This window comes from Streptomyces sp. B21-105 (genome assembly GCF_036898465.1).
GTDB lineage: Bacteria > Actinomycetota > Actinomycetes > Streptomycetales > Streptomycetaceae > Streptomyces.
Genome location: NZ_JARUMJ010000002.1, coordinates 26,422 through 42,242, shown reverse-complemented (window position 1 = coordinate 42,242; position 15,821 = coordinate 26,422). Strand labels below are relative to the sequence as shown.

Below are 15,821 nucleotides of genomic sequence, written 5' to 3'. Positions count from 1 at the left end.
CGGTGTCCAGGCGTTCGCCGGGGGGGGGGGAGGGGCGGCGGGCCCCGTTTCTCCGTGTTGACGAACAGGTCGTCCTGGCTCTCGCCGCTGAGGACGAGGGTGCCGTTCGGGCCGCCTGCGGGCAGCCAGGTGATGAAGGGCGCCCCGCTCGGGATGACGCCGTCGGTGGACCTCAGCACGCGGCCGGTGACGGAGCCGAAGTCCTCCGGGTCGGCGGAGATCTTGTAGTAGACGGAGCACCTGCCCTCGGGGGCGTTGCAGTACTCGTAGCTCATCACGTAGTTGCCGTTGGGCAGCCGGGTGACCACGGGCATGCCGGGCCGGTCCGCGTAGGTGGGCATCGACACGTCGTCCACGACCGGGCCCCAGTTGCGCAGGTCCGTGGAGACCTGGTGCACGATCTCCTGGCCGTGGTCGGTGTCGCGCTGGTCGGAGTAGTAGACGATGAGCCGGTCGCCGGAGAGCACGAAGTAGGGCTCCCAGACCGGGGTGAAGCCGTTGGTGGAGAACGCCGGGCCGCCGGTGGCGATGTTGGTGACGAAGTCCCAGCTCTGACCGCGGTCGGTGCTGGCGTACAGGTCGATCTTGCTGCCGCCCCACCGGTCGTACGGCACCGAGTCGCCGGCGGCGAGGATCGTCCCGGCGGGGAAGCCGCCCATGGCCTGGGGGAGTTCGAACAGCTCGGGCTCCCAGCGCATGCCCCAGCCGTTCTGGGTGTCGGCGACCTCGGAGAGCTTCGTCCAGGAGACGCCGTTGTCGGTGCTGCGGTAGATCGGGAAGACGGGCATGTCCACGCGGTACTGCTCGAACGTGGCGAGAAGGGTGCCGTTGGCCGAGCCGTTGTGCTGCAGGCGCATCGCCCGCGGGTAGAAGCTCCCGGGGGAGAGCGCGTCGGACGGCGGGGTGTAGAGCGTCTGGGCCGGGCGGGAGAGGGCGTCCGCCCTGCCCGCGGCGGGCAGGACCAGCGTCGCTGCCGCGACGGCCAGGGCCAGCAGCAGGAACAGGAGAGCGGAGGGGACGGAACGCGGGGCGGCGCCGGGTCTGGCGCCTGGCTGTGCGGGGAACATGTGCGGCTCCGATGGCGGGACGGGGTTTCCTTCTGCGGTCCGCCGCCCCAGGACGATCAGGTGGGGGCGGCGGGGTTCAGGGGCGGGTCGGCCGACGGGAGGGCGGGACGACAGCGCGACAAAAGGCGTGGTCGGGATCCGCGTGACGGCTCCCGGCGGGCCTGCGGTGACCGGCCGGGCGGTGCCGCCGGTACAGCCGACGCCCGCTGGGGCAGATGCGGGGTGACGGCCGTTGTGCGCGGGGACGGACGCGGGGTGACGGTTGTTGTGCGCGGGCTGCCGCGGTGCGTGCGGCGGCATCCCGCGTCGGCCAAGGGCTCAGTGCTCAGTGCAGGGCCCAGGGCCCAGTGCCCAGTGCTCAGGGCTCAGGGCTCAGGGCTCAGGGCTCTGGGCTCAGTGCTCAGGGCTCCGGGCTCAGGTGGTGCGCAGACGGCTGTGGCCCTTGTGGGCCGGCGGCGGTGCGGTCGAGCCACGGACGACGAGTTCGACCGGTGGGTCGCTCGCCGGCGGCAGTTCCCCGTCCGGTTTCTCGATGGCGTGCACGAGCAGGCGGATGCCTTCCCGCGCCGCGGCGTCGAAGGGCTGGCGCACGGTGGTCAGCGGCGGAGAGACATAGGCGAAGACCGGGTTGCCGTCGAACCCGACGACGCTGATCTCGTCCGGCACCCGACGCCCTGCTTCACGCAGGCCGTGGATCAGGCCGATGGCCATCTCGTCACCCGCCGCGAACACCGCGGTCACCGAGCTGTCCGAGGCCAGCTCGCGACCCGCCGCGTACCCGGAGGCGGCCGACCAGTCACCGTTGAGCAGAGGCGGTTCGTGCGCGCCACGTGCCGCCAGTGCCGCCCGCCATCCCTCGATACGGTCCTTGGTGGCGTACCAGCGGCGCGGGCCGGCGAGGTGATGGACGGTCGGGTGCCCCAGATCCAGCAGATGCTCGGTGGCCGCCCGCGCCAGCTCGTGTGCGCCCACACCCACGGTCACGGTGCGGGCGGCCGTGAAGGCCGGCGGCGCCCCCAGGAAGAGGACGGGGACGTCGACCCGGACGCCGACGTCCCCCTCCACGATGGGTTCGGAGACGACGACGCCGTCCACGCCCTGCTCGAGCAGCGACTCCAGAGCGCCGGCGATGCCTGCCGGGTCTCCGTCCGGCGTGTTGATCACGCGGAGCGCGTAACCCGCGTCGCGCACGGCCCGCTCGATGTGTACGAGCAGTGAAGCGGTGCCGTACCCGGCGGTGCCCAGGGCGACCACGCCGATGGAACCGGTGCGCCCGGAGGCCAGGGTCCTGGCCGCCTGGTTCAGCCGGTAGCCGAGTTCCTCAGCGGCCGCGAGGACCTTTGTGCGGGCCTCCTCGGAGACATACGGCTCGTTGTTGAGGACCCGGGACACCGTCTTGCGCGACACCCCGGCCAGGCGGGCCACGTCCGCGCTGCGCGGCACAGCGGAGCCCTCGCCCTGTCCCACCACTGCTGCCATGAAGTCTCCTGACGGCTGTGCGTCTGCATCGAAGGAGGTCAACTGTATGACCACGCGGTCTGATCACGCGGTCTGACCGCGTGGTCATGTCTACGTAGCCGACAGCTGTTCGTCAAGGGCTCCCGCCATATCGATTCCGATGGGCGGCGACGGATCCGATGGCGGGCGGCTGGTCTGCGACGGGTTGCGCAGCCACCTTGAGAAGGTCGCCTCTGGCGGGTATACGTGCAGGTCAGAAGGCGGAAGCTCACTTGCAGGACCGCTCGCGGAAGGAGGGCTTCGCTGCCGTCCGACGATAGGACGGCCGCCTTGGAGGCATGTTCGGTCGGCCCTGAGTCCAGGTCGGAGGGGCTTGACAGCGACTCCTCGGAGCGTTCAGTCTTCCTCGCAGCCGCCGGTCGGATTTGTTCGATCGTGTTGAGTTCTTGGTCGCGTGGACGACCGCTTCCCCCGTCACACCCCCTTGGGCCGACGTGCCACCCGGGCACGTCGCTCTCTTCAGGAGCCGAAATGCACTCTTCCTCCCTCGGTCGGCCCATGCCTGCCGCCAGTCGCCGCACCGTCCTGCGCGGTATCGGTGGCGCAGCCGTCCTCGGCACCGGCATACCGCTGCTCAGTGCCTGCGGCGGCAGCGGTACGGCTGCCGACCCGAAGACCGTCAGCCTCGGTTCGAACGCGTCGGACGCGGTGCCGAAGAAGGCGTTCGCGGAGATCTACGCGGCGTTCACGAAGCAGTCCGGGATCACGGTCGACGTGAACACCAAGGACCACAACACGTTCCAGGAGCAGATCAACTCCTACCTCCAGGGCACCCCGGACGACGTGTTCAACTGGTTCGCCGGCTACCGCATGCAGTTCTTCGCGGCCAAGGGCCTGGCCTCCCCGGTCGACGACGTGTGGCAGAAGATCGGCGGCAACTTCCCCGACGCGATGAAGGCGCTCAGCAAGGGCGCGGACGGCAAGTACTACTTCGTGCCGATCTCCACGTCCATCTGGGGGGTCTTCTACCGCAAGAGCGTCTTCCAGCAGCACGGCTACGAAGTCCCCACCACCTGGGACCAACTCGTCGCCCTGTGCAAGCAGATGAAGAAGGACGGCCTCGTCCCGCTCGCCTTCGGCGACAAGGACGCCTGGCCCGCGCTCGGCACCTTCGACCAGATCAACTTCCGCACCAACGGCTACGACTTCCACGTCGAGCTCATGGCCGGCAAGGCGTCCTGGACCGACGCCAAGGTCCGCAAGACCTTCGACAACTGGGCCGAGATCCTCCCTTACCACCAGGAGGGCGCCGTCGGCCGCACCTGGCAGGACGCGGCCCAGACGCTGATCTCGAAGAAGGCGGGCATGTACCTGTTCGGCAGCTTCGTGGCACAGCAGTTCACGAACAAGGCCGACCTGGACGACCTCGACTTCTTCGCCTTCCCGGAGATCGACTCCGCGTACGGCCAGGACACCGTCGAGGCGCCCACCGACGGCTTCATGCTCTCCAAGGCCCCGAAGAACAAGGCCGGCGCACTCAAGCTCCTGGAGTTCCTGGGCAGCCCGGAGGCCGAGCAGATCTACCTGAAGTCCGACCCGAGCCTGGTCGCGGCGTCCAACAAGGCCGACACCTCCTCGTACACCGCGCTGCAGAAGAAGGCGTACGCGACGATCGCCGGCGCCAAGCACCTCACCCAGTTCATGGACCGCGACAGCCGGCCGGACTTCACCTCCACGGTGATGCAGCCCGCCCTGCAGAAGTTCGTCCGCGACCCCAAGGGCGTCGACAGCCTGCTGGCGTCGATCGAGCGCCAGAAGAAGACGATCTTCGCGTCCGCATGACCGTCACAGCGAAGACCGGTACCGGGACCGGCGCCACCAGCACCCCGGGGACGGCCGCAGTGCCGCCCCCGGGCCACCCGGACAACGTGACCTCCGGTCAGGCCGAGCGGTTGCGGGCGCCCTTGGGTCACCGACGGCTGCTCACCCGACGGGACCGCCTCACGCTCGGCCTGATGGCCGGGGTGCCGACGATTCTGCACGTCCTGCTCGTCTGGCTCACGGCGCTCGCCTCGATCGCGCTTGCCTTCACCACCTGGGACGGCATCGGCTTCGACGCCATCAAATGGGTCGGGCTGCAGAACTTCCGTGAACTGTTCACCAGCAACCCGCAGTTCTGGCCCGCCGTCGAGCACAACGTGACCTGGTTCGTCGTGCTCATCCTGATACCGACTCCGCTCGGCCTGTTCCTGGCCGTGCAGCTCGACAAGAACATCCGGTTCAGCAAGGTGTACCAGACCGCGTTCTTCCTGCCCGTCGTGCTGTCGATGGCGGTCATCGGGTTCGTCTGGCAACTGGTCTACAACCCGGACACCGGCCTGATCAACAGCCTGATCGGCGCCAACAAGCCCGGCCACTACATCGACTGGATCGGCGACCCGGACCTCAACCTGTGGTCCGTCCTCATCGCCGCGTCGTGGCGCCATACCGGCTACATGATGATCCTTTACCTGGCGGGCCTGAAGGGCGTCGATCCGGCCCTGCGGGAGGCGTCCTCGCTGGACGGCGCGAACGAGTGGCAGACGTTCAAGAACGTCATCTTCCCCACCCTGCGGCCCACCAACACCGTCGTCCTGGTAGTGACGATCATCGAGGCGCTGCGCGCCTTCGACCTGGTCTTCGTCTTCAACAAGGGCGCCGAGGGGACGGAACTGCTGTCGATCCTGGTGACCAACAACATCATCGGCGAGTCCAGCCGCATCGGTTACGGCTCCGCGATCGCCGTCGTCCTGCTGGTCATCTCTCTCGCGGTCATCATCCCGTACCTGATCGCGACCTTCCGGAAGGAGCGGCGCGCATGAGCACCGTGAGCGCGCTCGCAAAGCAGCGCACCCCCGTCCGCCCAGCCCGGATCCTGCTGCACGTCTTCCTCGCCGGATGCGCCCTGGCCTGGCTCGCGCCCCTGTTGTGGGCGATGTACGCGGCGATGCGGCCGTACGCCGAGACCAGCGCCAAGGGCTACGTCTCCTGGCCCGACGAACTGAGCCTCGACAACTTCACGAACGCGTTCGAGCAGTCGGACATGCTGCACTACTTCGGGAACACGCTGCTCATCGCGGTCCCGGCGGTGCTGCTGACGCTGTTCCTGTCGTCGATGGTCGCCTTCTACGTCAGCCGCTTCGACTTTCGGGTCAACCTGTTCCTGCTGCTCGTGTTCACGGCCGGCAACCTGCTCCCGCAGCAGGTCATCATCACCCCGCTGTACCGCCTGTACCTGCTGATCGACCTGCCCGGCATCACCATGAGCGGCAAGCTGTACGACTCGGCGCTGGGCCTGGTGCTGATCCACGTGGCGTTCCAGTCCGGCTTCTGCGCCTTCGTGCTGGCCAACTACATGCGCTCGCTGCCGCACGAGCTGACCGAGGCCGCCCTCGTCGACGGGGCCTCCGTGTGGCGCCTGTACTGGCAGATCGTGCTGCCCCTGTGCAAGCCCGCGATGGCGGCCCTGGCCACGTTGCTGTCCATCTGGATCTACAACGACTTCTTCTGGGCCCTCGTCCTGATCTCCACCGGCGAGAACATGCCGATCACCTCGGCGCTGAACAACCTCTCCGGCCAGTACTTCACCGACCCCAACCTCGTCGCTGCCGGCGCCCTGCTCACCGCGATCCCCACCCTGATCGTGTACTTCGTGCTCCAGCGGCAGTTCGTCAGCGGCCTCACCCTGGGCGCCAACAAGGGCTGACCCCCCTCACGTCACCTGTCTCTGCTATCTCCCGGAGCACCACCAGTGAGCACCGCACGCCGTCTTCGCATTCCCGGCATCGCCTACGGCGGTGACTACAACCCCGAGCAGTGGCCCGAGGAGGTGTGGGCCCAGGACATGGCCCTGATGCGCGAGGCCGGGGTCACCATGGTCAGCGTCGGCATCTTCTCCTGGGCCCTGCTCGAGCCGTCCGAAGGCGTCTACGACTTCTCCCGCATGGACAAGATCCTGGATCTGCTCCACGAGAACGGCATCGCCGCCGACCTCGCCACCCCCACAGCCGCCCCGCCCGCCTGGTTCTTCCGCGCCCACCCCGAGGCGCTGCCGGTGGACCGCGACGGGCGCACGCTGTCGTACGGCAGCCGCCAGACGTTCTGCCCGTCCAGCCCCGCCTACCGCACCGCGGCGCTGCGCATCGCGGGCGCCCTCGCCGAGCGCTACGCCGACCACCCGGCCGTGACGATGTGGCACGTCCACAACGAGTACGGCTGCCACAACGCCGAATGCTTCTGCGACACCAGCGCCGCCGCCTTCCGTCCCTGGCTGAAGGCGAAGTACGGCAACGACCTGAACGCGCTCAACGACGCCTGGGGCACCGCCTTCTGGAGCCAGTGGTACTACGACTGGGAGGAGATCATCCCGCCCCGCGCCACCGGCGCCGACCCCAACCCCGCGCACCGGCTGGACTGGCGCCGCTTCTGCTCGGACGAACTGCTCTCGCTGTTCACCGCCGAGCGCGACGTGCTCCGCCGCGCCGCCCCGGACATCCCCGCCACCACCAACTTCATGGTGATGCACAACTTCGACGCCATGGACTACTGGCGCTGGGCCCCCGAGCTGGACATCGTCTCCAACGACCACTACCTGCTCTCCACCGACCCGGAGTCGGAGACCGACGTCGCTCTCTGCGGCGACCTGGTCCGCTCCCTGGCCGGCGGACAGCCCTGGCTGCTCATGGAACACTCCACCGGAGCCATCAACTGGCAGCCCGTCAACCGGGCCAAGAACCCCGGCGAGATGCGCCGCAACGCGCTCGCCCACGTCGCGCACGGCGCCGACGGCATCGCCTACTTCCAGTGGCGCGCCGCGAAGGCGGGGGCCGAGCAGTGGCACTCGGCGATGCTGCCCCACGCGGGCACCGACAGCCGGATCTGGCAGGACGTCGTCCAGCTCGGAGCCGATCTGCGCGCCCTCGCCGAAGTCCGCGGCAGCACCAGCCCCGCCCGGGTCGCCGTCGTCTGGGACTGGAACGCCCGCTGGGCCGTGGAACTGCCCTCCCAGCCCAGCGGTGAACTCCGCTTCCAGGACCTGGTGAGGGACTGGTACACCCCGCTGTGGAGGGCCGGCGTGGCGGTCGACTTCGTACGTCCCGACAGCCCCGACCTCGACCGCTACCGGCTCGTACTCGCCCCCAGTCTGTACCTGGTCGACGAAGCGGGAGCGACCAACCTGGCGGCGTTCGTCGAGCACGGCGGCACCCTCGCCGTGGGCTTCCACAGCGGTGCGGTGGACGAGAACTGCCACGCACGCCTGGGTGGTTACCCGGGCGCCTTCCGGGAACTCCTCGGAGTGCGCGGCGACGAGTTGTTCCCCCTGCTGCCCGGCGTCCAGGTCGGCCTGACCGGACAGGTCCCGCGGGACGCGACCGCCGACCTGTGGACCGAACGCCTCCGGCTCGCCGGGGCGGAGGCCGTCGCCACGTACGCGGACGGACCGCTGGCGGGCGTCCCGGCCATCACCCGCCACGCGTACGGCAGCGGCACCGCCTGGTACCTCGCCACCCACCCCGACCCCGCCACCCTGGCCGCCGTCCTGGAGCGCATCGTTGAGGAGGCCGGAGTGCGCCCAGAGCACGGCGTGCCGGCCGGCGTCGAGGCGGTGAGGCGGCGGGGCGCGGACGCCGACTACCTCTTCCTGATCGACCACGCCGGCCACGGCGCCGAGATCCCCGCCGAAGGGATCGAACTCCTCACCGGCAAACCGGTCGTGGGCTCCGTCACCGTCCCCGAAGGAGGCGTCGCCGTCGTCCGCGAACCGATGACCGAACCGAGTGGCGGGTGAGGTAGCCGGGGTTGCTCTTCCCCGGGTCGCGGTAGCGGATCGAGCGAACGCCTCCGGCGAGTTGGCGAAGGGGCTCGAACTCGGCGCCCCCACGACCGCGGTGCTCATGAGCAAGGCCCGCGACTGCCCGGCCTCCGCCACCCGCGACAAGGCGGTCCGCCGACGCCGTCGGCGGGCCGTCAAGGAAGATCGAGGCTAGAAAAGAGCTAGAAATTGTATTTGTTGATGTTTTTGCTGGTGAATGCGATCGGATCGCCCAGGTTGACAACGCCATTTTTTCCGAGCACGAAGAGCTGTCCGTTCATGGCCCTGAACCCTTGCCCTTCCCGCCCTGTGATCTGGCCCGAGGCAAGGGACTCCGCAGTCCACGCCGCGAGTTTACCGAGTTCGGTGGGATCCCAGAGCTCAAAACTTTCGACAGTACCGTCCTCGACGTATTCCCGCATGCTGTTGGGTGTTCCCATACCTGTCAGCTTGACCTTGCCCTTGCGGGGCGATTGTGACAGGTACTGAGCGGCAGCGCTGATGCCGACAGACGTCGGAGCGATGATCGCCTTGAGCTTCGGATACTCCTTGAGGAGACTCCCGGTGAGCCGATAGGACTTATCGGCATTGTCGTCGCCGTAGGCGACGGTGACCAGTTTGATGTCTGAGTAACGCGGGTCGGTGTCGAGGTCTTCCTTCATGAACTCGATCCAGTTGTTCTGGTTCGTCGCACTCTTGGAAGCGCTGAGAATCGCTATGTCTCCCTTGTAGTCGATCTGCTGCGCCAGCGACAGGACCAGCGGAAAGGTCAACTGATCCGGGTCGGCAGGCGAGACGAAGGCGTTCCGACACTCGGGCCGCGTGTCGGAGTCGTACGTGACCACCGGGATGCCCTTGTCCATCGCGCGCTTGAGCGCGCCGCAAAGAGAATCAGGGTCCTGCGCGGAGACAACTATGGCATCAACTCCCTCGTCGGTGAGTTGCTTGATGTATTTCACCTGCCCCTCAATGTCGGTACTCTCAGAAGTGCCGACCTCCTTGTATGTCGAGCTGAGCTTCTCGACGACTGCTCTGCCACCGTCGCCTGCAGCCGCAAAATAGAGATTCCCTCCCAGCTGCTTCGGTACGAAGGCGATCGTCATCCCCTTCTTTACGGGATCCAGTGGATAACCTCTCCTTGCGGTAGTGGGGTTTGTCGGCACGGCGCTCTTGGGATCTTTGTTCTCGCTTCCGCACGCCGTGGTGAGAAGGCCGGTGAGAAGCGTGAGCGGGACAATGGCGGCCAGCGCCGATACGGTACGGCGCGTCATGGGGTTGTTCAAAACACTTCTCTTTCCTCGGTTCGGGGAAGTGGTGCCGCACGAGCAGCCTCCCCGGCATTCCTGGCGGCTGCGGGCATCAGGAACGAGACTCCTGGCTTGACACCTGGGAGGGTTTGGATCAAGGGGTGACTCCTCAAGAGCTGAGGAGCTCGGGGCGTTGAGACCTTCGATGCCGGCACGCAGAGCCGATGGGTCGGCTCTCCCCGGCTCGACTCACGGCGAGGCAGAAAGGCGCTCGCTCGACGCGGTCTCCAGCCCTGGGCGGCACTGGCCTCGGACGGGCGAGGCGCAGACTCCGTGGGTGCTAGCCCAGGTTGCCGATGCAGCCGGACATGCCCGGTCGCTGAGCGGGGGCGACACGGAAGGGCTCGCGGTCTGACGGAGTGCCGGGACGGCTCGTTCCCACCGGCCCAGGCCTGCCCGCCCCGACCGATTGAATGCTTTCAACGTGCATAAATCGGGACCTTAAAGGCCTCCTCTTAGACCGTCAACCACCTGTACTGTCTGAATTTTCCGTCAAATTCGGGCCGAATGCTGCCATATGAATCGATTCAATCCAGCCGGAGTGCCCCCTGCTGCCGCCGTGCATGCGCTTCCTTCTGTCTCGCATTCGGCGGTGAGTGCGCGGGCCGGTGGTCGCGGTGAATGCGCGAGGACTGCCGGATCGTGGGGGCTGGTCGGGTCCCGGTTGGCGCGGGGTAGTGTGCCCCGGTGAACACGCATTCGAACACGCCTGCAGGCTGGTATCCCGATCCGCACGGAGCGGCCCAGACCCTGCGCTACTGGGACGGCGCCCAGTGGACCGAGCAGACCCACGCCGAGGGCAAGGGCGGGCCCGCCCCGCAGATACCGCAGCAGGCGGGGCCCGACGCCCGGGTCCAGCGCCAGGTGCAGCAGCAGGCCGGGGTAGCGCCGAGCGGTCCCGGCGGCGGCTCCATGTTCAGCGAGCCCGTGCTGGTGGTGAACCAGAAGGCGAAGCTGATCGAACTCACCAACGAGTACAAGGTGATGGACCAGCAGGGCAACCAGCTCGGCTCGGTCGTCCAGGTCGGCCAGAGCGCTCTGCGCAAGATCCTGCGTTTCGTCGCGAGCATCGACCAGTACCTGACGCAGCGGCTGGAGATCCGTGACGCGCACGGCCAGCCGGTGCTGCTGCTGACCCGCCCGGCGAAGATCTTCAAGTCGCGGGTGCTGGTGACCCGTCCCGACGGGCAGCCGGTCGGCGAGATCGTCCAGCAGAACGTCTTCGGGAAGATCAACTTCGCGATCAACGCGGACGGCCGGCAGGTCGGCGCCATCAAGGCGGAGAACTGGCGGGCGTGGAACTTCGCGATCGTCGACCACGCGGAAAACGAGGTCGCCCGGATCACCAAGACCTGGGAAGGCCTCGCCAAGACGATGTTCACCACCGCGGACAACTACGTCCTGCAGATCCACTACCAGCTGCCCGAGCCGCTGCTGAGCCTCGTCGTCGCGACGGCCCTGACCGTGGACACCGCGCTCAAGCAGGACGCCCGCGGTCTGGGCTGACCGTCTCCGCGGACGCGCGCGGTCGCGGCTCGCATCCTCCGCGCACGGGTGGCACGTTCCCGGAAGGTGCCACCCGGCCGCGCGTCACAGCGGGGTGAGGTGTTCCGGGCCGGTCGTGGGCCAGGGGAGCAGCGCCGGTTCGGCGGACGCAGTCTCCGGACTCAGCGCCAGCACCGCCGCCACCGGGTGTTCCTCGTCCGTTACGGACTCCGTGACGGACTTTGTGACGGACTCAGCGGCAGACTCGGTGACGGACGCCGGTTGTGGCGCGGCGTGTGACAGCAGTACCACGCCCCGTCCCGCGAGCCCGGCTCCCGCGAGGGCGAGGAGCAGTCCCGCGAGCCCGCCCTGGAGCCGTTCGCCGAGGAGTGCGAGGCCGATCGCCGCGGCGGCCACCGGGTTGGCCAGCGTCACCATCGCCAGCGGGGCGCCGAGGCCGCCGCGGTAGGCCGTCTGCGACAGCAGCAGTCCGCCCGTCGCGAAGGCCGCGACCAGCAGCGCCACTCCGACCACCTGCATGCTCGCAAGCGCGCCCGAGCGGTCCGTCGCGGCCACCGTCACGGTCTGGGTGAGGGCCGAGGCGACGCCCGAGGCGAAGCCGGACGCCGTCGCGTGCCGCAGCCCCGGACGGGCGCCGCGCCGGGCCAGCAGCCCGATCAGCGCGGCGGTGGCCCCTGCCACGGCCACCGCCTCGGGGCCGCTCAGGACGTCTTCCGGGGCCGACCCCGAGGCTGTGACCAGGATCGCGGCCAGGCCGGCCAGGGTGAGGGCGGTGCCCCGCCACTCGGCGGCGCTCACCCGGCGTCCCGCGACCCGGGCGCCCATCGGCACCGCCGCCACCAGGGTGAGCGCGCCGAGCGGCTGCACCACGGTGAGCGGGCCGTACTTCAGGGCCACGACGTGCAGCAGCGCGGCGCCGGCGTTCAGTCCCACCGAGCACCACCAGGCCCCGTTGCCGAGCAGGCGGGCCAGGCCGGAGCCGGGGTGCCGGGAGGCGAGCCGTTCCTGGGCGACCGCGGCGGCCGCGTACGCGACGGCCGAGAACAGGGAGAGGACGACGGCGACCAGGGCGGCGTTCATCGGCCCGCTCCGACCGGTGCCGGCCGCTCGGCCGGGACGAGGACGAGGGCGCGCGCGTCGCGTCCGGCTTCGGCGGCCGCTGAGGCCGTGCCCGCAGCGCCGGCAGAGCCCCCGGTGCCCGCTGCGCCCGCCGCGCGACGGGGCGGCGGAACCAGGGCGAGCGCCACACCCAGTAGGGCGGCCGCGGCGATCGCGTCGAGCCAGTAGTGGTTCGCCGTGCCCACGATCACCAGCAGGGTGAGCAGCGGGTGCAGCAGCCACAGCCACCGCCACCGTGACCGGGTGGCGACGATCAGGCCGATCGCCACCATCAGCGCCCAGCCGAAGTGCAGCGAGGGCATCGCCGCGAACTGGTTCGACAGGTGATCCGTCTGCGGCGGGCCGTAGACGGACGGTCCGTACACGCGCGCGGTGTCCACCAGGCCCGTCGCCGCCAGCATGCGCGGCGGGGCGAGCGGGAACGCCAGATGCAGCAGCAGGGCGGCGGCGGTCACCGCGGCCAGTACCCGCCGCGACCACGTGTAGTGCGCCGGGCGCCGCAGGTACAGCCAGACCAGGAAGGCCAGGGTGGCCGGGAAGTGCACGGTCGCGTAGTAGGCGTTGGCGGCTTCGGCCAGGCCGTCGCCGTGCAGCAGCAGGGACTGCACGGTGCCCTCGCCGGGCAGGTGCAGCCACCGCTCGGCGTGCCACACGTCCCGGGCGTCGCGGAAGGCCTCGCCGGTGTGACCCGCGGCCAGTTGCCGGCCGAGTTTGTAGACGGCGAAGAGACCTGCGACGAGCAGGAGCTCACGGACTACGGGCGGCCTCGCCGGTGTGGCCGGCTCCGCTTCTGCAGGCTCGGTGCGGGCATTCATCCCCCGGCCCCTTCGCTGACGGTGGTGCGTGTGAGGTGGTGCAGGTAGTACAGGTGGTGCACGAAGTGCAGATCTCGCAGGTAGTGCAGGTAGCGCAGGTGGCGCAGGTGGCGCAGGTGGCGCAGGTGGTGCCGTCGGGCGGTCGCTCGCGTATATGCACCATCGATACGATGTCGTTCCGATACGCCAGTGTACCGAAACGAATCCGTACCGGTACACTGGCGTATCGATTGATGTGCGCCACACTGGAGGCCGGGCCCGATCCGGGGCCCGCACCGCCGCGGGGCAGGCGTCCGAGCGGAAGAGAAGCGAGCGGAAGAGAAGCGAGGGGGAGAGCAGATGACGTCGCAGGCCGCGGACGGACCGGAGTCGGCCGCCGCCACGCGCCGTTCGAAGATCACGCCCGAGCGGGAGCAGGAGTTCTTCGACGCCGTCCTCGACCAGGTCCGTGAATGCGGTTACGAAGCCGTCACCATGGAGGGCGTCGCGGCGAGCGCCCGCTGCAGCAAGTCCACGCTCTACCGGCAGTGGAAGACCAAGCCGCAGTTCGTCGTCGCCGCACTGCGCTCCCGCCGCCAGGCCCGGCTGACCGGCATCGACACCGGCTCGCTCGCCGGGGACCTGCGCGAGGCCGCGCGGGCCGCCGGCCGCTGGTCCACCCACGACACCACGCTGATGCAGGCCCTCGGTCACGCGGTCACCGGCGACCAGGAACTCGCCCGTGCGCTGCGGGAGGCGATCGTGGCCCCGGAGATCGACGCGCTCCGGCAGATCCTGCGGCGCGGGGTGGAACGCGGCGAGATCGCCGACGGCCATCCGGCGCTGGAGTACGTCCCCGCGCAGGTGTTCGGGGTGATCCGCGCCCGTCCGGTCGTCGACGGGGAGTACGCGGACGAGGAGTACCTGCTGCGTTTCGTGGAGGCCGCCGTGCTGCCGGCCCTCGGCCTCGTCCCCCGCCCCGGCGGCGACCTGTCTGCCGGGGGAGCGGCCGGGGCCGCTCCGAGGCCGGCCTGAGACCGAACGGACCCAGGCCGCCGTCCACGGGATGACCGGACGGCGACCTGTATCGCGCCGCACCGTGGGGACGGGGGCGGCGCGCACCCGGCCGGGCGGGGACGTCCCTGAACGCAGGGGCGTCCCCGCCCGGCCGGCCGTGTCCCGCCCGGCGTGTCCCGCCCGGCGTGTCCCGCGGGGCGGGTCCGGCGCTCAGACGTCCTGTCCGCTGCCGCCGCCCGTCGACACCTTGACGCTCTTGGTGATCGTGTCGATGACCGACACGTCCTGATCGGTGTCGAGACCGAAGCGGAGCACCACGAACCGCTTGGCGTCCGCCGGCGCCGGGAACGCCAGCGACTCGACATAGCCGTCCGCGCCCTTGCTCGTCACCGCCTTCCAGCGCACCAGATAACCCTTCTGCCCGGCCACCGTCACCGTCTTCGAGGCAAGCACCTGGTGCGACGTGATCGCGCCGTACGTCGTACCGCCGTACGACTGCTCGGCGTTGGCCGCGATGTCCGCCTTCGCGACCTCCTCGGCCGTGTCGCCCTTGCTCCCCAGCACCTCGGCGGGCGACGAGTACACACCTCCCTTGGTGCAGGTCTTGGTGGTGTCGCCCGGGCACTTGTAGGAGGCGTCGGAGATGACCTGGACGCCCACCCTGAGCTCCTGGCCCGCCCAGCCCTTCGGGATCGGGATGCTGATCCCGTTGAGCGCGTCGGTCACCGAACCGCTCTTGATCGTCGGCGGCTCGGAGCCCCCGGGCGAGGGCGACGACCCGCCCGACCCGCCCGACCCGCTCGACCCGCCTGATCCGCCGCCGTCCTGTCCGCCCGGGCCGCCCTGCCCGCCCGGTCCCTGGGCCGTGCCACCGCCGCCGCCCGAGCCGTCGTCCTTGGCGAGGGCCCACACGCCGACCCCGATGCTGGCGAGGACGGCGACGGCGGCCGCCACGGCTATGCCCGTGCGCAGCCCGCGCCGCCGGCCGGGCGCGGGCGCGGCGGGATACCCCGGGTGGCCCGCATGGCCGGATTCTCCTGGATACCCGGGATACCCGGGGCCGCCCGGGTACGCGGGCCCTCCGGGGTACGCCGGGCCGCCCGGGTACGCGGGCCCCCCGGGATACGCCGGACCCCCCGGGTACGCCGGGCCCACGGGGTGCCCCCGCTGTCCCGCGCCCGCGGGGGCACCGGTTGACCCGCGCCGCCGGGGCGGTCCGCGGGCGCGCCGTCGGGATGTGCCGCGGGCGTGCCGTCGGCCGCGGTCTGCGCCGGCGGACCCCAAGCGGCGGCCGAGCCCGCGGCGCGGGTCTGGTCCGTCCATGCCTTGCCGTCCCACCAGCGCTCGGTGGCGGGACCGTCATTCGTCTGCCCGGGTCGGGATACCACCCGGGAGGAGTCACCTGCGTCATACCCCCACCGTAAGAGGCGTCGGTGAGATCCGGATGAGAGGGAGCGCACTCCGTCGGAACCGGACCCCGGCGCCCGGCCGGCCGAGCGCCCTCGGCGTGGCGCGAATTCGACGTCAATTCGGTGCGTGTCACTCCCTGTTGACGTCACGGGAGCACCTCCGCAGGCCCGCCGGGCCCTTCAGCGCCGCGACCCGTCACCCGTCGAGGCGGGACCTGCGCGGACCACCCTCCGCGCGCGCCCTCGGAGAGTTACGCTCGACGTCGGTACGTCGTTCGGGCGACTTGGGGAGG

Annotated in this window: 11 protein-coding genes and 1 pseudogene; 6 read left to right on the top strand and 6 right to left on the bottom strand. The window is 69.9% G+C overall.

The genetic code is table 11. The annotated features are described in order from the left end of the window. Together QA802_RS41260 and QA802_RS41255 are read right to left on the bottom strand one after the other, a co-directional pair. Positions 1–1,067 (bottom strand): sialidase family protein (locus tag QA802_RS41260; RefSeq protein WP_334535291.1); only part of this gene is annotated, 1,067 nt, incomplete at its 3' end. Between the two features lie 414 nt (positions 1,068–1,481). Further along, positions 1,482–2,546, bottom strand: coding sequence for a LacI family DNA-binding transcriptional regulator (locus QA802_RS41255; RefSeq protein WP_334531807.1), 1,065 nt, complete (start codon positions 2,544–2,546; stop codon positions 1,482–1,484). A 537-nt stretch (positions 2,547–3,083) separates the two neighbouring features. Between QA802_RS41255 and QA802_RS41250 the strand changes: the two genes are divergently transcribed. From QA802_RS41250 to QA802_RS41235, 4 genes are read left to right on the top strand one after another with little or no spacing between them, the layout of a single operon-like run. Next, positions 3,084–4,367, top strand: coding sequence for an ABC transporter substrate-binding protein (locus QA802_RS41250; protein ID WP_334531810.1), 1,284 nt, complete (start codon positions 3,084–3,086; stop codon positions 4,365–4,367). Further along, positions 4,364–5,386: a carbohydrate ABC transporter permease gene (locus QA802_RS41245; RefSeq protein ID WP_334531812.1), complete on the top strand. Its 1,023-nt coding sequence runs from the start codon at positions 4,364–4,366 to the stop codon at positions 5,384–5,386. Before QA802_RS41250 ends, QA802_RS41245 begins: the two co-directional genes overlap by 4 nt. Then, positions 5,383–6,270, top strand: a complete 888-nt coding sequence (locus QA802_RS41240) for a carbohydrate ABC transporter permease (RefSeq protein ID WP_334531815.1) — start codon at positions 5,383–5,385, stop codon at positions 6,268–6,270. Before QA802_RS41245 ends, QA802_RS41240 begins: the two co-directional genes overlap by 4 nt. Before the next feature lie 45 nt (positions 6,271–6,315). Further along, positions 6,316–8,352 (top strand): beta-galactosidase, encoded by a 2,037-nt coding sequence (locus QA802_RS41235; RefSeq protein ID WP_334531818.1) that lies wholly within the window; start codon positions 6,316–6,318, stop codon positions 8,350–8,352. A gap of 206 nt (positions 8,353–8,558) precedes the next feature. Here the strand turns inward: QA802_RS41235 and rhaS are convergent, their stop codons facing one another. Beyond that, positions 8,559–9,659, bottom strand: coding sequence for a rhamnose ABC transporter substrate-binding protein (gene rhaS, locus QA802_RS41230; RefSeq protein ID WP_443042226.1), 1,101 nt, complete (start codon positions 9,657–9,659; stop codon positions 8,559–8,561). 711 nt (positions 9,660–10,370) lie between these two features. Here rhaS and QA802_RS41225 point away from each other — a divergent pair. After that, the gene (locus QA802_RS41225; protein ID WP_334531824.1) at positions 10,371–11,189 is read left to right on the top strand and encodes an LURP-one-related family protein; all 819 of its coding nucleotides are present in this window, start codon (positions 10,371–10,373) and stop codon (positions 11,187–11,189) included. Between the two features lie 84 nt (positions 11,190–11,273). Here the strand turns inward: QA802_RS41225 and QA802_RS41220 are convergent, their stop codons facing one another. Both QA802_RS41220 and QA802_RS41215 read right to left on the bottom strand, forming a co-directional pair. Further along, positions 11,274–12,269 carry a DMT family protein gene (locus QA802_RS41220; RefSeq protein ID WP_334531826.1) on the bottom strand — a complete coding sequence of 332 codons (996 nt, stop codon included), beginning with the start codon at positions 12,267–12,269 and terminating at the stop codon, positions 11,274–11,276. Continuing rightward, positions 12,266–13,123, bottom strand: coding sequence for a phosphatase PAP2 family protein (locus tag QA802_RS41215; protein WP_334531828.1), 858 nt, complete (start codon positions 13,121–13,123; stop codon positions 12,266–12,268). The genes QA802_RS41220 and QA802_RS41215 overlap by 4 nt, the downstream gene beginning before the upstream one ends. 339 nt (positions 13,124–13,462) lie before the next feature. On the opposite strand from QA802_RS41215, the gene QA802_RS41210 reads away from it, so the two are divergent. Continuing rightward, entirely contained in the window at positions 13,463–14,137 is a 675-nt protein-coding gene (locus QA802_RS41210) for a TetR/AcrR family transcriptional regulator (RefSeq protein WP_334531831.1), read from the top strand. Between the two features lie 192 nt (positions 14,138–14,329). On the opposite strand, the pseudogene QA802_RS41205 reads toward QA802_RS41210, so the two are convergent. Beyond that, positions 14,330–15,530, bottom strand: a pseudogene (locus tag QA802_RS41205) (DUF2510 domain-containing protein). Positions 15,531–15,821: the final 291 nt, after the last annotated feature.

Bases quoted from the DNA above. Each gene is read 5' to 3' on its own strand.
- QA802_RS41215 (WP_334531828.1), bottom strand. From the start codon at position 13,123: ATGAATGCCCGCACCGAGCCTGCAGAAGCGGAGCCGGCCACACCGGCG.
- QA802_RS41240 (WP_334531815.1), top strand. From the start codon at position 5,383: ATGAGCACCGTGAGCGCGCTCGCAAAGCAGCGCACCCCCGTCCGCCCA.
- QA802_RS41250 (WP_334531810.1), top strand. From the start codon at position 3,084: ATGCCTGCCGCCAGTCGCCGCACCGTCCTGCGCGGTATCGGTGGCGCA.
- QA802_RS41255 (WP_334531807.1), bottom strand. From the start codon at position 2,546: ATGGCAGCAGTGGTGGGACAGGGCGAGGGCTCCGCTGTGCCGCGCAGC.
- QA802_RS41210 (WP_334531831.1), top strand. From the start codon at position 13,463: ATGACGTCGCAGGCCGCGGACGGACCGGAGTCGGCCGCCGCCACGCGC.
- QA802_RS41245 (WP_334531812.1), top strand. From the start codon at position 4,364: ATGACCGTCACAGCGAAGACCGGTACCGGGACCGGCGCCACCAGCACC.
- QA802_RS41220 (WP_334531826.1), bottom strand. From the start codon at position 12,269: ATGAACGCCGCCCTGGTCGCCGTCGTCCTCTCCCTGTTCTCGGCCGTC.